General features: G+C 46.2%; 15 protein-coding genes. 8 read left to right on the top strand and 7 right to left on the bottom strand.

Annotation, left to right across the window (positions count from 1 at the left end; genetic code table 11):
* Nucleotides 1–2: 2 nt before the first annotated feature.
* From gldC to G6N79_RS00930, 4 genes are all read left to right on the top strand, one after another.
* Complete coding sequence (gldC, locus tag G6N79_RS00945) at nucleotides 3–353, top strand: gliding motility protein GldC (RefSeq protein ID WP_103904744.1); 351 nt, start codon at nucleotides 3–5, stop codon at nucleotides 351–353.
* A gap of 43 nt (nucleotides 354–396) precedes the next feature.
* Nucleotides 397–804, top strand: a complete 408-nt coding sequence (locus G6N79_RS00940; RefSeq protein WP_103904743.1) for an EVE domain-containing protein — start codon at nucleotides 397–399, stop codon at nucleotides 802–804.
* 169 nt (nucleotides 805–973) lie between these two features.
* Nucleotides 974–1,708, top strand: coding sequence for a LytR/AlgR family response regulator transcription factor (locus tag G6N79_RS00935; protein WP_103904742.1), 735 nt, complete (start codon nucleotides 974–976; stop codon nucleotides 1,706–1,708).
* A 9-nt stretch (nucleotides 1,709–1,717) separates the two neighbouring features.
* Nucleotides 1,718–4,924: a sensor histidine kinase gene (locus G6N79_RS00930; protein ID WP_103904741.1), complete on the top strand. Its 3,207-nt coding sequence runs from the start codon at nucleotides 1,718–1,720 to the stop codon at nucleotides 4,922–4,924.
* 129 nt (nucleotides 4,925–5,053) lie between these two features.
* On the opposite strand, the gene G6N79_RS00925 is transcribed toward G6N79_RS00930, so the two are convergent.
* The 7 genes from G6N79_RS00925 to G6N79_RS00895 all read right to left on the bottom strand — a co-directional run bounded on the left by G6N79_RS00925 (nucleotide 5,054) and on the right by G6N79_RS00895 (nucleotide 12,949).
* On the bottom strand, nucleotides 5,054–5,581 hold the full coding sequence (locus G6N79_RS00925; RefSeq protein WP_103904740.1) for an acyl-CoA thioesterase: 528 nt from the start codon (nucleotides 5,579–5,581) through the stop codon (nucleotides 5,054–5,056).
* 1 nt (nucleotide 5,582) lies between these two features.
* Entirely contained in the window at nucleotides 5,583–6,506 is a 924-nt protein-coding gene (locus G6N79_RS00920; RefSeq protein WP_103904739.1) for an SDR family oxidoreductase, read from the bottom strand.
* The gene (locus tag G6N79_RS00915) at nucleotides 6,494–7,444 is read right to left on the bottom strand and encodes a M20/M25/M40 family metallo-hydrolase (RefSeq protein ID WP_103904738.1); all 951 of its coding nucleotides are present in this window, start codon (nucleotides 7,442–7,444) and stop codon (nucleotides 6,494–6,496) included. Before G6N79_RS00915 ends, G6N79_RS00920 begins: the two co-directional genes overlap by 13 nt.
* Nucleotides 7,445–7,511: 67 nt before the next feature.
* Nucleotides 7,512–8,162 (bottom strand): lipoprotein signal peptidase, encoded by a 651-nt coding sequence (locus G6N79_RS00910; protein WP_103904737.1) that lies wholly within the window; start codon nucleotides 8,160–8,162, stop codon nucleotides 7,512–7,514.
* Nucleotides 8,163–8,217: 55 nt separating this feature from the next.
* A complete protein-coding gene (locus tag G6N79_RS00905) occupies nucleotides 8,218–8,601 on the bottom strand; it encodes a TraR/DksA family transcriptional regulator (RefSeq protein WP_103904736.1) in 384 nt (127 codons plus the stop codon).
* A gap of 3 nt (nucleotides 8,602–8,604) precedes the next feature.
* Nucleotides 8,605–12,018 carry an isoleucine--tRNA ligase gene (gene ileS, locus G6N79_RS00900; RefSeq protein WP_103904735.1) on the bottom strand — a complete coding sequence of 1,138 codons (3,414 nt, stop codon included), beginning with the start codon at nucleotides 12,016–12,018 and terminating at the stop codon, nucleotides 8,605–8,607.
* 577 nt (nucleotides 12,019–12,595) lie between these two features.
* A complete protein-coding gene (locus G6N79_RS00895; RefSeq protein ID WP_103904734.1) occupies nucleotides 12,596–12,949 on the bottom strand; it encodes a HesB/IscA family protein in 354 nt (117 codons plus the stop codon).
* A 287-nt stretch (nucleotides 12,950–13,236) separates the two neighbouring features.
* On the opposite strand from G6N79_RS00895, the gene G6N79_RS00890 reads away from it, so the two are divergent.
* The 4 genes from G6N79_RS00890 (at nucleotide 13,237) to G6N79_RS00875 (ending at nucleotide 18,018) form a co-directional block, all read left to right on the top strand.
* Entirely contained in the window at nucleotides 13,237–14,508 is a 1,272-nt protein-coding gene (locus G6N79_RS00890; RefSeq protein WP_103904733.1) for a serine hydroxymethyltransferase, read from the top strand.
* Between the two features lie 238 nt (nucleotides 14,509–14,746).
* Nucleotides 14,747–15,337, top strand: a complete 591-nt coding sequence (locus tag G6N79_RS00885) for an RNA polymerase sigma factor (RefSeq protein WP_103904732.1) — start codon at nucleotides 14,747–14,749, stop codon at nucleotides 15,335–15,337.
* Between the two features lie 1,118 nt (nucleotides 15,338–16,455).
* Entirely contained in the window at nucleotides 16,456–17,139 is a 684-nt protein-coding gene (locus G6N79_RS00880; RefSeq protein ID WP_103904731.1) for a zinc metallopeptidase, read from the top strand.
* 177 nt (nucleotides 17,140–17,316) lie between these two features.
* A complete protein-coding gene (locus G6N79_RS00875) occupies nucleotides 17,317–18,018 on the top strand; it encodes a hypothetical protein (RefSeq protein WP_146060557.1) in 702 nt (233 codons plus the stop codon).
* Nucleotides 18,019–18,195 lie beyond the last annotated feature (177 nt).

Here is an 18,195-nt window from a genome sequence, read left to right as displayed (position 1 = left end):
ATATGAAGAAAGCAGAGATTAAACTCCAGGTGGAGTTAGATGATAACAACGTTCCGGAAACCATCCAATGGAGTTCAACGGATGGACAACAATCAGATGAGCTACCGGCAAAGGCGATGTTCTTAGCCCTATGGGATGCCCAGTACAAGAACTCCATGCGCATTGATTTGTGGACCAAGGATATGCCATACGATGAAATGAAGCGTTTCTTCTATGAAACTCTACAGACCTTGGGCGACTCCTTCCTGCGTTCTGCAGGTGGTGATCCGATGGCTGAGAAAATTATCGGCGACCTACGTGATTATTGCGCGCACTATGCCGATAAGATGGAAATCATGGAACAACAGAATTAATCGAATGGAAACCTCGGGCAGATGCCCGAACTAAAAGCAGAACATGAACTATTTTTTGGTAAAATCGGAACCGTTCAAGTACAGCTGGGATCAGTTTAACAAGGACGGCGAGACTTTTTGGGATGGAGTGCGGAACTATCAGGCGCGCAACAACCTGAAGGCCATGAAGAAAAACGACCTGGTGCTCTACTACCACAGTAATGAAGGCAAGGAAGTGGTGGGCATGGCAAAAGTGGTGAAGGAATTCTATCAAGATCCAACAACCGAAGATGAACGCTGGGTCGTGGTGGACCTAGCTCCAGTGGAAACCTTTAAGCAACCGGTAACCCTAGAAACCATCAAAGCGGATCCCTTGCTGCAGGATATTGCCTTGGTGCGTCAAGGCCGACTTTCGGTGATGCCACTGAAGCAAGAAGAATTCGACCGTATCGTAGAACTCGGAAATTCATAAGCATTTTATATTGATAGAAACTCCCTACTTCCTAGGGAGTTTTTTTTTGCTCATTCAAAACGATATTTCATGGCCCATTCGAATGGTTTTGCTCGTTTGTTGTGGTTTTTTTAAAGAAAGTGTAATAACTTTAAGTATAAATCAGCAGCATTAACCAATTATTTATCCCATGATCAAGGCGGTAATTTTAGATGATGAGGTTCGTGGAAGTGGCCTATTGCAGCATAAGCTTCAGGAGTTTGCTGAAGACTTGCTCGTGGAGGCTATTTTCAATGACCCACAGGAAGCCTTAAAGGCACTCCCTGATCTCAAAATAGACGTGCTCTTTCTGGATGTCGAGATGCCTTATCTCAATGGGTTTGATTTTCTGGAGCGCTTGGGGGAATTTGATTTTGAAGTCATCTTCGTAACAGCCTACAACATCTATACGTTGGATGCGCTGAAAGCCAATGCGTTGGATTATTTATTAAAACCGGTGAACCAACAGGAACTGAAGGAGGCCATGCTCAAGCTTCAGAAACGCGTCGCCATGAAGGAGCGTCTCCGCAAGGTGGATGCCGGCGAGATGCGCATCGGTCAAGGACGCATTGCTCTCCCTACTGCTGAGGGCATTCATCTCGTCAAGAGAGATGATATCCTCCGCATCGAAGCCATGAGCAATTACAGCGTATTCTACCTGAATAACCTCCATAAAATCATTGTTTCAAAAACCCTCAAGGAATTTGAACAGTTGCTGGAAAACAGCCAGATGCTGCGTGTCAACCGCAGTGCCATCGTGAACCTCGATTATGTCGTGAAATATAAAAAAGGGGAGGGCGGGACATTGGAACTCGTGGATGGAGCAGAAATCGAGGTGTCGCCGACAAAGAAAAAACAAGTGTTGGAACGATTGTTCACCCCTTAGCGTCACCCTATGAAATACATCTGCTACTGCCTGATTCTTATGCTATGCTGTTCACAAATACGGCTATCGGCTCAGGAACGGAGCTATACCTTCCTGCACTTTACAGAGAAAGATGGCTTGAGCAGCAATGTCATCGCAGACCTGGTTCAGGACAGCAGTGGCATGATCTGGATAACCAGCAAGCGCGGATTATCTTATTTTGATGGAAAGCGGTTCCACCACGTGCAGTTACGGTCAAATCCAGATTTGTCCACGAATTATCTGGGAAATATGGCAATCGATTCGAAAAATAGGATCTGGATCACCACCAATACCCGAGGATTGCTCTGTTATGATCGAAGCCTTCCGCTCGATCAGGAAATCAAGGTGTATGCAGCGAAGATTGCCGCCAGTGGATTGACCAAGACCAATCTGTATGATGTGATGGTTTCCCGAACGGGCTTGGTCTACTTTTCCGGCCAGGAGACAGACCTCCAAGTACTGGATCCTGAAACGGATATTATTCGGCAACTTCCCTTTAAAGGAATCAAAGGTCCGAAACAGGTGAGTATTTACCGCATTGAGGAACACTCCGATGGTTCGATTTGGCTAGGAACCCGCTACCATGGCCTCATTCGGTACAGTCCCAAGGATGGAACCTACCAGCAGATCGACCTCCAAAATGATGGCGAAAATGGCGTGGCAGGGTTTGTATTCGGCTCAGATCATTTCTTTGCCGGATATTATGATTACGATCTGATATCGGCCAACTATACTTTTCAGGACCTGCAGACCCGACTTTTGGATTGGTCTACTAATCAAAACTATTACGACAACTTTATCACGACGATGTGTTATGTGCCATCGGAGCAAGCGCTCGTATTGGGGCATGTGTCCAATGGCCTATGGCGGTTTGACCCCCGTACAAAAATAAAAACGCATATCCGGTGGGATGACCTGATGCCTGATTTGCCAAAGTCGTCACGCGTCCATGCGCTTTGTGCCGTCGATTCCGGCTTTTGGGTGGGTACCGAGTCTGGCCTGTTTTTTTATTCCAGCCACCGGAACCGAATCAACCAGTTGATTCCACCGAAAAAATCCGAAAAACCAATCCTGCAACTGCTGCAATGGCACAATGCGATCTGGTACAGGACGGAAAACTCCTTCGGTAGGATGAGCCCGGACTTGAAGAACCGTCTATCCGCTACTTCACTGCAAGGAATTGCCGTTAGCAATTGGAATGCTACTCAGGATGCCCTATATTTTTCTACATATGACCAAGGAGTGTATTCCTATACCCATACGGCAAAACAACTCATTCCCTTGCCCATCAAAGGCGATAGCCAGCATTTCCGCAGGGCGGATTGCAATGTGGTGCTGCAGGACAGCATTGCTGGCTACAATTACCTGTGGATTGGCGCTTGGAATTCGGGAATTTACAGGTACGATCTTACCAAAAAGACTATCCGGCTGTTCGGCCCGCGGGAGGGGCTGCCCGACCATAAGGTAATCTCCATCGGAAAAGATGGCGATGGGACAATTTGGTTGGGTATGGACGGGTATGGATTGGTGAAGATGGACAACAAGCTGCATCCTACTTTTACGCAGTATACGCATACAACGCAGGGTTCCGATAACCTTCAATCCAACACCGTGCTATCTTTTTTCCTGGATGCTAAAAAAAGGTTCTGGTATGGCAGTGGTGCTTCGGGCATTGGGGAAATTGTTAAGACACCCCAAGGATATTCCTTTAGACACTATAGGGATCTATCCGCTGCGCCGTATCTCTACCCCACATGGATTGGGGCAGACCAACAACAGCAGTTGTGGATCAAGGCGTTGGATGGCACTATGATTTTTCATCCAGAACATAAGCAATTCGTTCATCTCAAAGCGGGTGATGGAAGCTATCCCAATTCGACCTATAAGTCCTATGGTTACCTGATTGACGGGAATCAATTGATTTGGTGCACAGATAAGGGATTGCTCGTGGGGATGTTGCCAGATCTTTTCAGAAATCAAATTCGAGGATTGCAGCCGAAAATCAGTCGGTTTCAGTTGGACCATAACGATGAAAGTTACCGGTTATATGGTTCGGAAATTGACCTGAAAGCTGGGGAAAACAACATAAGTTTTGCATATGGACTGCCAGCGCAAGTAAATCGGGAAGGGCTGCGGTTTGCCTATATGCTGGAAGGTCAGGATATGGATTGGATCTTGGGGTCGGATGAGCAGGCCGCATATTACAACAATCTGGAAGGTGGGCACTATACCTTCAAGGTTCGTGTAGGCGATGCGTTGGGCAATTGGTCTCCGGCAGTGGCTACCGTAGGCGTGCATTTGGACCGGTATTGGTATGCGACGTTGTGGTTTAAGCTGCTGATGGTGGGGCTTCTGGTGCTCTTGATTAGTTTGTTCTACCGCTATAGATTACGTGAGCATAAGCGCATCCACCAGTTGCAGGTCGATTATAATACCAAGCTGGAAGCCGATCTGGCCGTTAAAGTGCAGACGATTCAGGAACAGGCGGCAGCTATGGAGCGCGATCGGCAGGAAAAATTGGAAACCGAGTATAAGCAGAAACTGTACGAGAGCGAACTCAAGGCTATTCGATCGCAGATGAACCCTCATTTTATCTTCAATGTCCTGAATTCCATCGAAGCATATGTTGTGGAAAACGATAGCCACAATGCCAGTCAGCTGATTCAGAAATTCGCAACGCTGAGCCGGATTGTACTGGAGAATTCGCAGTACGCCATGGTTAGCTTACGGTCCGAAATCCAGTTGTTGTCCCTGTATTTGGAGTTGGAACGGGAGCGGTTTAATCAAGGATTTGATTTCGAAATCCAATACGATCGTGCCCTGAATATGGAGGGCTATTCCATTCCATCCATGCTGATTCAGCCATTGGTTGAAAATGCGGTACATCACGGTATTCGGAATAAGCATCCAGACCAGGGTAACGTCCTTGTGGATATCCAGGTTGCGGATTATGCCGTCCATATCACGATTTGGGATAATGGCATAGGTTTCGAGAAGAGCGAGGGGAAAGGAAAACGGGGATTTAAATCCAACTCCTTTGGGATTAAGGGCGTACAGGAACGGATCATGATCATCAACCAGGCGTGGAAGCCGGATTCGGCATGCCTGGAAATCAATGTCGGGGAGATGCGACCGGGTTTCACCACCAAGGTTTACCTGCGCCTGCCTCTGGAAGTTGGACCGGGAATGGGATAGGCTGTTGCTGATGCAGATCCTGTGGAATCAGCGATGGGATCATTGATAACCGAAATCGCATGCTTTTTCCACACTTTACGTGCATCAGCATTGTCAGTATGTCCTATTCCAGTTGTTATAAAACTTCGGTTAATCTTTATGTTGAAACACCTGGATCAGGTTTTTGATGCCGTCCGCATCTTCAGGTTTCAATTTTCCCGCGAGCAACAAGCGCATTTCGCGGCGTTGCAATGCTTCATCGAATAAGGTCTTTTCCTTATCGGTTTCCGGGATCAATTTGGGTATCGGTTTTGGGCGATTTTCTTCATCGATGGAAACAAAGGTGTAGTACGCCTCGTTGGACTTAACCTTGGTGCCCTGTGGAAGGTTCTGTGCGAAGATTTCCATCCGAACCTCTACCGATGTATTAAAGGCGCGGGTGACCTGTGCTTCGATCGTAACCACTTCGCCCAACTTAATGGATCGCTTAAAAGATACATTATCAACTGATACGGTCACGACCTGGTTGTTACAATGTTTCTGTGCGGCCATTGCCGAGCAGATGTCCATCCAATACAGCAGTCGGCCACCCATCAGGTTGCCAAAAGTATTTGTATCGTTGGGAAGCACCAATTCGTTCATCTCCGTATAGGATTCTCTTGCGTATTTTTCTTGCATGTTATTTTCTGAATAATTTTAGTTGTTGATCAATAGCGCTCAAGGATGCCTGAAAAGGCGTGGGTTGATAGCCCAATTCCTGTTTTGCTTTATCTAGGATAAACCCTGTTTTTTGCGGACGGTTTTTGTCCTGTCCAATTTCTTTTGCTGTAATCGATGATATGAGAGTTTTGTCGAGTTGCCAATAATCAGCGACCTGTTCCACTGCTTCCTGTATGGTGAGCATCTGGTCCGAAGAGATGTGGAATACGCCTTCTGCGTTTCGTTCTACCGCTAAAATACAGGCATTCGCCAGATCATCCACAAAGGTTGGCATCCGCCATTGGTCGGAAACGACATTGATCGGTTCGCCGGCCTCGAGTTTCCCCTTTGCCCAAAGGACCAAGTTCGAACGTCCGCGGTCAGCGATTATCCCATATACCAAGATGGTGCGAAGAATCGCTGCCCGACAACCTGAAGCCAATATGGCGCGTTCAGCGTCCAATTTGCTCTGCCCATAGGCATTGCACGGGTTGGTCGCTGCACGTTCGTCATAGGGGCCATTCTGGCCGTCAAAAACGAAATCTGTCGATAGGAAGGTGAGGTGGATGTCGTCTTCACGACAAATGTTTGCCAAATGCGCCACCACATCCACGTTCAGGGCTTTACACCCCTCGGGGTCCTGTTCGCATATTTCTACACTGGTCAATGCCGCCGTATGGATAATGTGGGTAGGCTTGAAGTAATGGATTAATTTCTCCAATTGCTTGCCATCCCGCAGATCCAACTCCACGAATGTATATCCCGAAGTGTTCGGGTTTCTGTTGGCAGATTGTGAGGTGCAACAAAGCTCCACGTCCTTGCGCTCCGTTAAGTGATCCGTTAACTTCTGCCCCAGGAATCCATTGGAGCCCGTCAGCAGGATACGTGTGCTTAGTTTGTCCATTGGAAGTCCATTTTAGGTTGTTTCATGGAATTGTCGATCACCTGAATCTCCAGATTCAAGATGGCCTCCATGGCTTTGTAATCAATTTTATCGGCATCATCGGTAGGCTTGTGGTAATCATCGTGGCCACCGGTATGGAAGAACAGCACGGGGATATTCTTCTTGTAGAAAGAAGTTTGATCTGAACCGCCATTGCCATCTTTGCTCAGGTTAAAGGTAATGCTGCTGCTGAGCCCTTCGAATATCTTCGGAAAGGCCGAGCTCGTACCATAGCCGATTATCGCCAATCCGTTTTCCGGGCTGTAACGGCCGATCATATCCATGTTCAGCATCCATTGCACGGAATCCAGCGGAATGGTTGGGTGCTCGGTGAAGTATTTGGATCCGACCAATCCCAATTCTTCGGCTCCGAAACCGATGAATAGCATGTTATAGCTTTCCTGAACGGAGTTTGTTGCATAATGTCTGGCCAATTCCAATAGCCCGGCCACGCCCGAGGCATTGTCGTCGGCACCATTATGGATCTTTCCGACGCCCAGGGAATCGCGCGAGCCGCCGATATCCCCCAGTCCCAAATGATCGTAATGTGCACCCACCACAATGGTATATGGAGCCTTATTATCTAGGAAACCGATGATATTTTCCGATTTGCGCTGTTGTCCGGTAGCTTTTCCACGGCGCACTTGCGCCATAAATTCCTGCCGATAGCCTTTCTCGCCCTTCGGTTGCAGATTATATTTCTTGAAATATTTCTCGATATAGGAAGCTGCCTTTTTGGAACCTTTTTGCCCCGTTTCACGGCCCTTCATCCTGTCGGTCGAAAGGTAGTCGATATGTTTTTGGAGGTTTTGCGGATTGACCTGCGCTTGGGTCGTGTGTCCCCCTGCCAGACAGAGCAGGCTCAGGACCACAGAAAACACAATTCGGAAGTTTTTCATGCCCAAATATACGGAATCAAGCAGGATTGCTCCAGCCCGTTCTTGTTAACTTTTTATTCTCGGTGGATTAATCTTCCAGGATTTCACTGTTCACGCCGGTTTTTTCGGTGTGCTCTTCTTTGAAATAGCGCTTTTGGAAGATCAGTATCAGAAATACGCCTACGGAAATTGCGGAATCCGCAATGTTGAATACCGGACGGAAGAACATAAAGTTCTCACCACCCCAGATCGGAAACCAGGTAGGGAATGTGCCGCTCACTAAGGGGAAGTACAGCATGTCCACAACTTTACCGTGCAGGAAACTTGCATAACCTCCGCCATCAGGGAAAAGGACAGCTTTGGAATACGGCGTGCTTTCACTGAAAATCAGGCCATAGAAGGCACTGTCGATGATGTTTCCTAGCGCACCGGCAAATATCAAAGCTACATTCAGGATAAAACCACGGTTATACTTATTCTTGATCATGTAATGCAGACCATATCCGATACCGATAACGGCAATGATACGGAAGACACTCAAGAACAGTTTACCATATTCACCGCCGAATTCCATGCCATAGGCCATACCCGGGTTTTCAATGAAATGAATCAGGAACTTATCGCCGAGAACTTTGAAGTTCTGTCCGATCGTCATGTTCATCTTCACCCAGAATTTGGATAATTGGTCCACCAATAAAATAATGGTGATGAGAATAAGGGGCTTGCTGTATCCTTTCATAGCACATAAAAATGGTCTTTGCTAATCGCAAAGACCATCAATTTTAATCTTTTGCTTAATATTGTTTGTTTTTCGCCTCAATACTCAAGGTGGTATGAGGTACTGCTTTCAATCTTTCTTTCTGAATAAGCTTTCCGGTTTCTCTACAAACACCGTACGTCTTGTTCTCGATGCGCACTAAAGCGGCTTCAAGATTGTCGATGAATTTCTTCTGACGTGCTGCTAATTGGTTGATCTGTTCCTTCTCCAATGTTGCTGAACCGTCCTCTAATGTTTTGTAAGTACCTGCTGTATCGTCAGTTCCGTTCGCATTGCTGTTGCTTAAGGAGGTTGTCAAGGATGACAATTCTTCCTTTGCTACGCGTAACTTTTCAAGAATTATTGCTTTAAACTCTTGTAATTCAGCATCACTGTACCGTGTTTTCTCTGTGTTTCCCATACTTTAAATTTTTTCTATAAATAGCAATAAATTCTCTCCGTCAATCTCGATGGCATCTCCATTGGCCAGGTCTGCATCGAAAATTAAACGATCGGCTAAAATTTCCGTACAAATATACGAGAAATTATTTTCTACAGCTTGTTGAATTTCAGTATTTTGACTTAAGGCTACATTTATACGGTCGGTCACTTCAAAATTCTTCTCTTTCCTCAGGTTTTGAATCCGGTTAATGAGCTCGCGCGCAATCCCTTCATCCTTTAACTCTGCCGAAATGTGAACGTCCAGTGCTACCGTTAAACGGCCTAAGTTCGCTACCTGCCAACCTTCAACATCTTCTGCAATAATTTCTACATCTTCGCTGCTAATTACATATTCCGTGCCACTTAAAGCTAAGGAGCCGTTATTTTCCAGATCTTGAATCTGTGCGGCGTCAAGTGCTTGAATCGCAGCGGCTACCAATTTCATATCTTTTCCAACCTTCGCACCCAATACCTTGAAGTTCGGTTTCACCTTCTTCTTGATGATGCCCGTCGTGTCCGTGATGAACTCGATATCCTTGATGTTGGTCTCCGAAAGGATCAAATCTTTCACCTTCTCAACCTTGGCTTGGAAACTGCTGTCCAGAACGGGAACAAGGATCTTGCTCAATGGCTGGCGCACGTTGATACCGGTCTTTTTACGCAGCGACAGGGTTAGCGAGGAGATATCCTGCGCCAAGGCCATCCGCTCTTCCAATGCCTTATCTACCAATTCGATATGGTAGGCAGGGAAGTCTGCTAAATGTACCGATTCAAAGGATTCTTTCTGAGTGGCAGCGTTCAGATCCAGGTATAATTGATCGGCAAAGAATGGCGATACTGGTGCGATTAATTTAGCGATGGTATCCAAACAGGTATATAGGGTCTGGTATGCGGAGATCTTATCTTCCGAATATTCGCCCTTCCAGAAACGGCGGCGGCACAGGCGCACATACCAGTTACTCAAGTGCTCGTCAACAAAGTTCTGGATCGCACGTGCAGCTTTGGTAGGCTCATAATCCGCATAATATTCATCCACTTCCTTGCTCAGACTGTTCAATAAAGAGATCACCCAACGGTCGATTTCAGGACGCTTCTCGATCGGGATTTCCGGTTCCGCATAGCTGAACTTGTCGATGTTGGCATATAGTGCGAAGAAAGCATAGGTATTGTACAGGGTTCCGAAGAACTTACGGCGTACTTCATCCAAACCTTCTTCATTGAACTTCAGGTTATCCCATGGCGCAGCGTTACTGATCATATACCAGCGGGTCGCATCGGCAGAATATTTATCAATGGTCGCGAATGGATCGACACCGTTTCCAAGACGTTTCGACATCTTGTTACCGTTCTTATCCAATACAAGACCGTTTGAAACCACATTCTTGAACGCTACGGAACCGCGGACCATGGTTGAGATGGCATGTAGGGTAAAGAACCATCCACGGGTCTGGTCGACACCTTCAGCGATAAAATCCGCAGGAAACGCCGAGAAATAAGGATCCTTGAACGGAAGGGCTTCCCCTTTTTCCAATTTCTCATAATCCAATCCCCATTGTGCATATGGCATGGCTCCCGAATCGAACCAAACGTCGATCAAATCGGGCTCACGGTATAATTTCTGGCCACCTTCCGAAACCAGGACAATGTCGTCCACATACGGACGGTGCAAATCCAGGTCAGGTGTGCCGAATTTATCCAAGTATGCTTGGTTGGTATTCCTTTCTTCAACGGATAGCACATCAGAAGCCAGGGATGCTTCCAAAAGCGCTTTCAGTTCCGGCATGGAACCGATGCAGATCTCTTCGTTCTCATCCTCACTTCTCCAGATCGGTAGCGGCGTTCCCCAATAGCGGGAACGGGAAAGGTTCCAGTCCACAAGGTTTTCCAACCAGTTTCCGAAACGTCCCGAACCGGTCGCTTCAGGTTTCCAGTTGATCGTCTTGTTCAAGGCAACCATTTCCTCCTTCACTGCGGTCGTCTTGATAAACCAGCTGTCCAATGGATAGTACAGTACAGGTTTGTCGGTACGCCAGCAGTGTGGGTAGGTGTGTTCGTATTTCTTAACGTCAAACGCTTTATTCTCTTCTTTTAATTTGATGGCGATCAAGACATCGGTCGGACGGAAGTCCTTGTCGGCGCGCTCGGCATCCGAGTAATATTCTTCTTTTACAAAACGACCGGCAAAATCAGTGATTTCCTTTACAAAACGACCTGTACGGTCAACTGTAGGCACCTCTTTGCCATTTTCATCTTTCACCATGATCGATGGGATGCCGCTTTCACGGGCAACTCTAAAGTCATCCGCACCATAAGTAGGGGAGGTGTGGACAATACCTGTACCATCTTCCGTAGTCACGAAATCACCCAAGATGACGCGGAATGCTTTTTCCCGCAACTCTTCGGACGTCACGTACGGCATCAATTGATGGTAGCGAAGGCCTTCGATTTCGGCACCTTTAAATTCGGCAACAACTTCCCAAGGGATTAGCTTGTCACCAAATTTGTAATCCTGGAAGGAAATCTGCTGTCCTTCGGATTTGAAATGTTTCGGAATCAGGTTCTTCGCCAAGATAACGGAAACAGCTGTCCCGGTATATTGGTTGAAGGTCTTGATCTTTACATAGTCGATATTCTTTCCTACGGTCAACGCACTGTTCCCTGGAAGGGTCCATGGTGTCGTCGTCCACGCCAGGAAGGCCACGTCTTCATCCGGATTGTCAACCAAGCGCTCCATCATCGGATGGATCTGCTGTTTGTCCAAACGGAATTCGGCAACGATGGTGGTGTCCTTCACATCCTTGTACGTGCCGGGTTGGTTCAGTTCATGCGAACTTAAACCTGTTCCAGCTGCAGGAGAGAAGGGTTGGATGGTGTATCCTTTGTATAAAAGTCCCTTTTTGTATAGGTCCTTCAATAAGAACCAAAGGGTTTCAATGTATTCGTTCTGATAGGTGATGTACGGATCTTCCAGGTCAACCCAATAGCCCATTTTTTCGGTCAGGTCATTCCATACATCGGTGTATTTCATGACTTCCTTACGGCAGGCATTGTTATATTCCTCGACAGATATTTTCTTACCGATATCTTCCTTGGTGATACCAAGCGTTTTTTCTACCGCCAATTCGATCGGAAGGCCATGGGTATCCCATCCGCCCTTACGTTTCACCTGATAGCCTTTCAGGGTCTTGTAGCGACAGAAGATGTCCTTAATGGTTCTGGCCATCACGTGGTGAATGCCGGGCATCCCGTTTGCCGAAGGAGGTCCTTCATAGAATGTGTACGGTTTGCTCGCCGGTCGGTTGGAAATACTTTTTTCGAAGATGTTGTTGGCATCCCAACGTTTCAACACTTCTTTTCCTATTTCTGATAGATTTAACTGCTTATATTCCTTGTACATCACGTAATCTTAATCTGTTTTTTTAAGGTCGCTAATTTAATGAATTAATGGGAAAGGGGAAATAGTAATCGGCACTTAATCCACCGTTTTTAAACGGTTTAGGTCCATGGACCGCTGGCAACTGCCAATTCCGGATATTTCTTGCCCTGAAATGGTGCTAGGATTAGCCCTGAATTCGAATGGAAATACAAATCAACGCCATAATTTCAATCGGGTTGATGGAAATCTGTGGAGTAAATGTCTGTTTGCAAGGTGTTATTGCTGCGCTGAACATGTAGATTTGTTTTAAGTATGGTGGTAAGTTAGGAATTATATTTGAAAAAAGATGGAAAAACATAGGTTAGACCTACATGTAATAAAACCTATTGACTTCCCTGCTTTTTAAGTAGAAGTTTCCACCCTAGGTCTTGATACTACTTACTAACTACAAAGAATCTTTAAAAAGGTTTCGCCACTCTGACTGATTGTCCATTCCCTGATGTGGATGATATTAAACAACAGATTTTGGGTATTCACACTAGCGAATCTCGACGCTTCGGGTCTTTAACGCATGGCGAATCCTTTTTACGGCATATTTTTAGGCGGAGAAGCTACTGCCACATCCGCAGGTGCTTGTCGCATTCGGGTTGTTGAATGTGAACCCACGTGCATCCAAACCGTTCTTAAAGTCGATTTCCATGCCGGCAAGGTACAGACCGTGCGCTTTGTTCATGAATAGGCGGATGCCTTCCACTTCGTATTCGGAGTCACCATCTTTCTTTTGGTCAAAGCCAAGGATATAGCTCATGCCCGAACAGCCGCCACCCTCAACGCCAACGCGAAGACCGAAGTCAGGACCAATTTCCTGCTGGTCGATCAGTTTCTTAAGTTCGTTCAATGCACCTTCGGTCAATGTAACCGGAGCTGCTGCTGTTAAATTCTCTGAAGCCATATATAATCCTCTGTAATTTATTCCTACAAAAATACACATTTTTAAATTCCCATCGTATGGGCGGTATCATTTTGACACTGGGTAAACAGAATTGGGGCGTGGATGGTGTGGAGCTCGTTTACAATCGCCAATCCAATAGGATTCCCTTAAATTGGCTCATTGCTTAGCAAATTGGCAATATCTATTTTTAATGGCAGAAATTTAGGTAATTATAAGTCCATTTCTTTGTAATTCTCTATATTTGCACCAAAATCGAAATTTTAACAATCCCAATAAACAATTTGAATATGGAAAGAGATCAGTCCATTTTTAATCTAATCGCTGATGAGCTTAAGCGCCAAGAAGAAGGTATTGAGCTTATCGCTTCTGAAAACTTTGTGAGCAAGCAGGTTATGGAAGCTGCGGGTTCTGTTTTGACCAACAAGTATGCGGAAGGCCTTCCGGGCAAGCGCTATTACGGTGGTTGCGAGGTGGTCGATAAAATCGAAACCATTGCGATCGACCGTGCGAAGGAGCTTTTCGGTGCTGAGTGGGTGAACGTTCAGCCGCACTCCGGTGCACAGGCCAATGCTGCAGTTTTCTTGGCGATCCTTAAACCAGGTGATAAAATCCTAGGATTCGATCTTAGCCATGGTGGTCACTTGACACACGGCTCGCCGGCAAACTTCTCCGGTAAACTTTACCAACCGTTATTCTACGGCGTGAAAGAAGATACTGGATTGATCGATTACGAAACATTAGAAGAAACAGCACGCAAAGAGAAACCGAAAGTGATCATCTGTGGTGCTTCCGCTTATTCTCGTGATTGGGATTATGCACGCATCCGTAAGGTTGCCGATGAAATCGGTGCGCTTGTGGTAGCGGATATTTCGCACCCTGCAGGACTTATCGCTCGCGGATTGTTGAACGATCCTCTTCCGCACTGTCATATCGTAACGACAACTACGCACAAAACGTTGCGTGGCCCTCGCGGTGGTATGATCATGGTTGGTAAGGACTTCGAAAACCCTTGGGGCATCAAGACGCCAAAAGGAGAGGTGCGTACAATTACACAATTATTGGATCTTGCAGTATTCCCAGGAACGCAAGGTGGTCCTTTGGAGCACACAATCGCAGCGAAAGCTATCGCGTATGGCGAGGCTTTGTCTGACGAGTACTTGACCTACATCCAGCAGGTGAAGAAAAATGCGGCTGCATTGGCGCAATTCTTCGTTGAGAAAGATTACAAGATCATCTCTGGTGGTACAGATAACCACTTGATGTTGGTTGACTTGAGAAATAAAGATATCTCCGGTAAAGAAGCAGAAGCTGTTCTTGGCTTGGCGGGCATCACCACCAACAAGAACATGGTGCCTTTCGACAGCCGTTCCCCATTCGTCACTTCAGGTGTACGTTTCGGAACTGCAGCGATCACCACACGTGGTATCAAGGAAAATGAAATTATCCAGATCGGTGAATTGATCGACGAAGCGATCAACAACCGTTCGGATGAAGCCGCTCTTGACCGTATCCACGGTAAAGTACGTGAGATGATGGCACAATTCCCACTATATAAATAGGGATTAATCCTTAAATTACAAATTTATGGCTCCAAAGGATAACTTTGGAGCCATTTTTGTTACAAATCTAAACTGTGAAAGAATGTTAAAATGCCAAGCCTTTTTTTGATAAATCGGAAATTTTAATTCTCTTTGATTTAACGAAATAAAAAAAACAGCCTATCGAAACACGACTACGCTTAAACTAAAATATTACAGAAGACATAGCAAACTCTTACAGATTTGTGGAGGTATAATTATGAAACTATTGAATAAGAAAAGTGACCAGGAATTGGTACAAGCGTATGTAAAAGGTGAAGAGAAAGCCTTGCAAGTACTATTAGAACGTTATAAAACGAAAATCTATACATCGATATATCATCAGGTAAAGGATCAGTACCTAGCTGAGGATATATTTCAAGAGACTTTTATCAAAGTCATCAATACCCTAAAAGCCGGTCGCTATAATGATGAAGGTAAATTCCTGCCTTGGGTGATGCGTATTGCACACAACATGGTGATCGACCATTTCAGAAGGGAAAAGCGCGCACCGAATGTCATCAATAACGATGGCTTCGACATCTTCGAAGTACTACAGTTCTCCGATGATAGCGTGGAAGCTCGGATGGTAAAGGACCAGCGCGATGTGGATCTGAAAAGAATCATCCAGCTGTTGCCGGATGACCAAAAGGAAGTCCTGATCATGCGCCTATTCTGCGACATGAGCTTTAAGGATATCGCCGACATTACTGAAGTCAGCATCAATACTGCCCTTGGCCGTATGCGCTATGCCCTAAGTAATCTGCGGAAAATGATCGAAGAAAATAATATGATGTTCCAGTTGGGATAGTTATAAAGCGATCCGAATGGATTGTGAAAGATAGATGAGGCGGCCATTGGGCCGCCTTTTTTTGTTTTTTCGAAAGCAGGGAAGGTGTGCTTGTTTTCCTGTGCCTTTGGCAAGTTTAGGCACAAGTCCGCCACCGCTCGGCCCAAGGCAAAACACGCTGGCGCAAGATTTGTGCGGTAGGCCTGTGCGGAGGATCTCTTGTGCCTCAAAATCTTCCCCCTTTTTATTACTGAGCCACCCGCTGGCGCAAGAGTTGTGCGCCAGGCCTGTGCGGAGGATCTCTTGTGCCTAAAACCTAACCCTTTAATTCATGCACCAATGCTAGCGCCATTTGTGCGTGTGGAAGATGTGCAAGATCACCTATGCTTAAACCGGATTAAGGTATTACAGCACGCGATCCCAGAGAGCACGCGACCCCAGAGGGGTTGAACTATTTTAGCAATGCGCCTACACAACGTCAAGCCCCACCGCCCCGGATTTTGGTTTGCTTCAGCAAACCAAAATCCGGGGCGGTGGGGCATTTTTTTTTATGGCTTATGCTAAAATAGTTACACCCCTTCGGGGTTGGCATGTGTGCTATCACAACGCCACCTCATTCTTGCTGACACAAGTTGTATAGAAGGCCTGCACCTTACCTAGACCTTGTCTGAGGTGCATCCGAGGTGCGTGCGGGCTGTAGTCGTGGTGCAGTCGTCCTATAGACACGCTCTCACCACGCTCTCAGTACGCTCTCACCACGCTCTCATGTCAGACAAGGTCCACAGTTGATTTTGTGGGTAACAGCTGTCGTCAAAGTGTTAAATAGCTGTTATTCAATGGTATAGTCCTGTTTTTATGAATTTCGCAATTTTGGGGTTTAAACGTTTATGATGGGGGTAAAGGGTGCGGTCAGGTCAAAGATATACGGGTCTGCTTTCGACCCAAGCTCATCCGCTTGGTGCGCCTTCCACTTTCCTGCTTCCCCCGTACGGGCATTTCAATAATTTACATGTCACTTTGTCCATTTTGTGTACAAAACGACTTGTTTTCCTTGATTTTTTTTCTTTCTTTGTGGGTATGCAAGCTATTGGAATTAGTTTTGATAGTATGAAAGAAAAAGAAATTAAGAAATAAAAGATATGTATTGGATCCTATTTATTGGAATTATGTTGGTGAGCTGGATAGTCCAGTTTCGCTTTAAGAGTAAGTTTAAGAAATATTCGGAGATGCCCCTTTCATCGGGTCTTTCCGGTGCGGAGATCGCACAGAAGATGTTGAATGAAAACGGTATCAGTGATGTTCAGGTGATATCGGTAGAAGGTCAGTTGACCGACCACTATAACCCGGCAAACAGAACGGTGAACTTGAGTCCGGATGTGTACCATGGGCGTTCGGTTGCTGCCGCTGCGGTAGCTGCCCACGAATGTGGACACGCTGTTCAGCACGCGACCGCTTATTCCTGGTTGCAGTTCCGTTCGGCCATGGTGCCTATCGTGAGCGTAGCTTCCAGATTGACGACCTGGGTACTGTTGATCGGTGTGATGCTGATGGCATTCACACAGAACCCGTTGGTGTTGGGGATCGGTGTAGCTGCCTTGGCGCTGACCACCCTGTTCAGCTTTATTACCCTGCCGGTGGAGTTTGATGCGTCAAACCGTGCTTTGGCGTGGTTGAACAGTGCGCAGGTAACACATAGTACAGAAGAGCATGACGGTGCGAAGGATGCCCTAAAATGGGCAGCAATGACCTATGTTGTGGCTGCTTTGTCCGCATTGGTTACCCTGTTGTACTATGCCTCCATTCTATTCGGAAGAAGAGACTAATTCATTTGAATTTTTGAATATAAAGAACCGCTGAACTTTCAGCGGTTTTTTTTGTGTCTTTGCGTGGCCTATTGTTTCATGTGTTATTGAGAAATTATCCGGTTAAAAATATTTCAATTCATTAAACTTACTTGCTCTTCTTCAGTCAAAATGGATGTACGCTAACCTGCCATGACGATGAATAAGCAACTATTTTTAACCCTGCTGACCGGGGCATTTCTTTCCTCCGCCACAGCCCAGACAGACACCCTGTACTATAAACTCAATGTGTTTGGCAATCTCATTCGGGAGACCGATCGGAAGCCGGAATTGCAAACCGATCCTCAATTTTTCAAACGGGTCAGTGTCAGGCGAAAGGGCATTCCTGACGTGTATGAGCCAGATTACAAGATTGAATACAATAGCATGCGGTTGCTTTCGAACGGGCAATTGATCTGGGAACGTTCGTATCCTATGGATCTCTCGATGGATGATCTCTTGGTAAAACTCTTTGAAACCGGGTATTTTCAGGAAAACCAAACGATTAATGAGACGGTGTTCCTGAAATTAAAAGGGCTGGGTATCGCCTACGATCAAATGGGTCGATCCAAGTTTTCCGTTCCTAATGATCTGACCGGGGCACTGCTCGAAGGAGCGGTAACCCTGCAGCAAGAAGGCGATCGGGTGAAAGTTCGCTTGAGCAATATCCTGGTGAATCAGCCCAGCACGGGAAGCGGGGAGAGTTTTAGGGGCAGTCAGCAGATCCCGCTGGAAAATCTCGGGGTGCGGCAGGGCGTCGTGGAAAAATGGTTCAGGGACTATCACCGCAAATTCCTGAATTTTACCTTCGAGAACCTGTTCGGGAACATCCTGGGGCAGGACTCCCCGGATAACAGATAAGGAGGTCGACAGCGGGTTCATCTTTCCGAAATCCTGAGAACATCCTGAAACCCTGTGAAAATTTAGGGAATCTATTCTGTTATCGCGAAATAAATGCATAAAAGTTTATATTTGTAAGATTAAACTCCCGTCGGTATGTTCGGTAAAAACTGAAATCCAGCGATGGAGTGTGTAAGG

Source organism: Sphingobacterium lactis (genome assembly GCF_011046555.1).
Classification (GTDB): Bacteria; Bacteroidota; Bacteroidia; order Sphingobacteriales; family Sphingobacteriaceae; genus Sphingobacterium; species Sphingobacterium lactis.
This window is presented reverse-complemented; position numbering and strand designations above follow the sequence as displayed.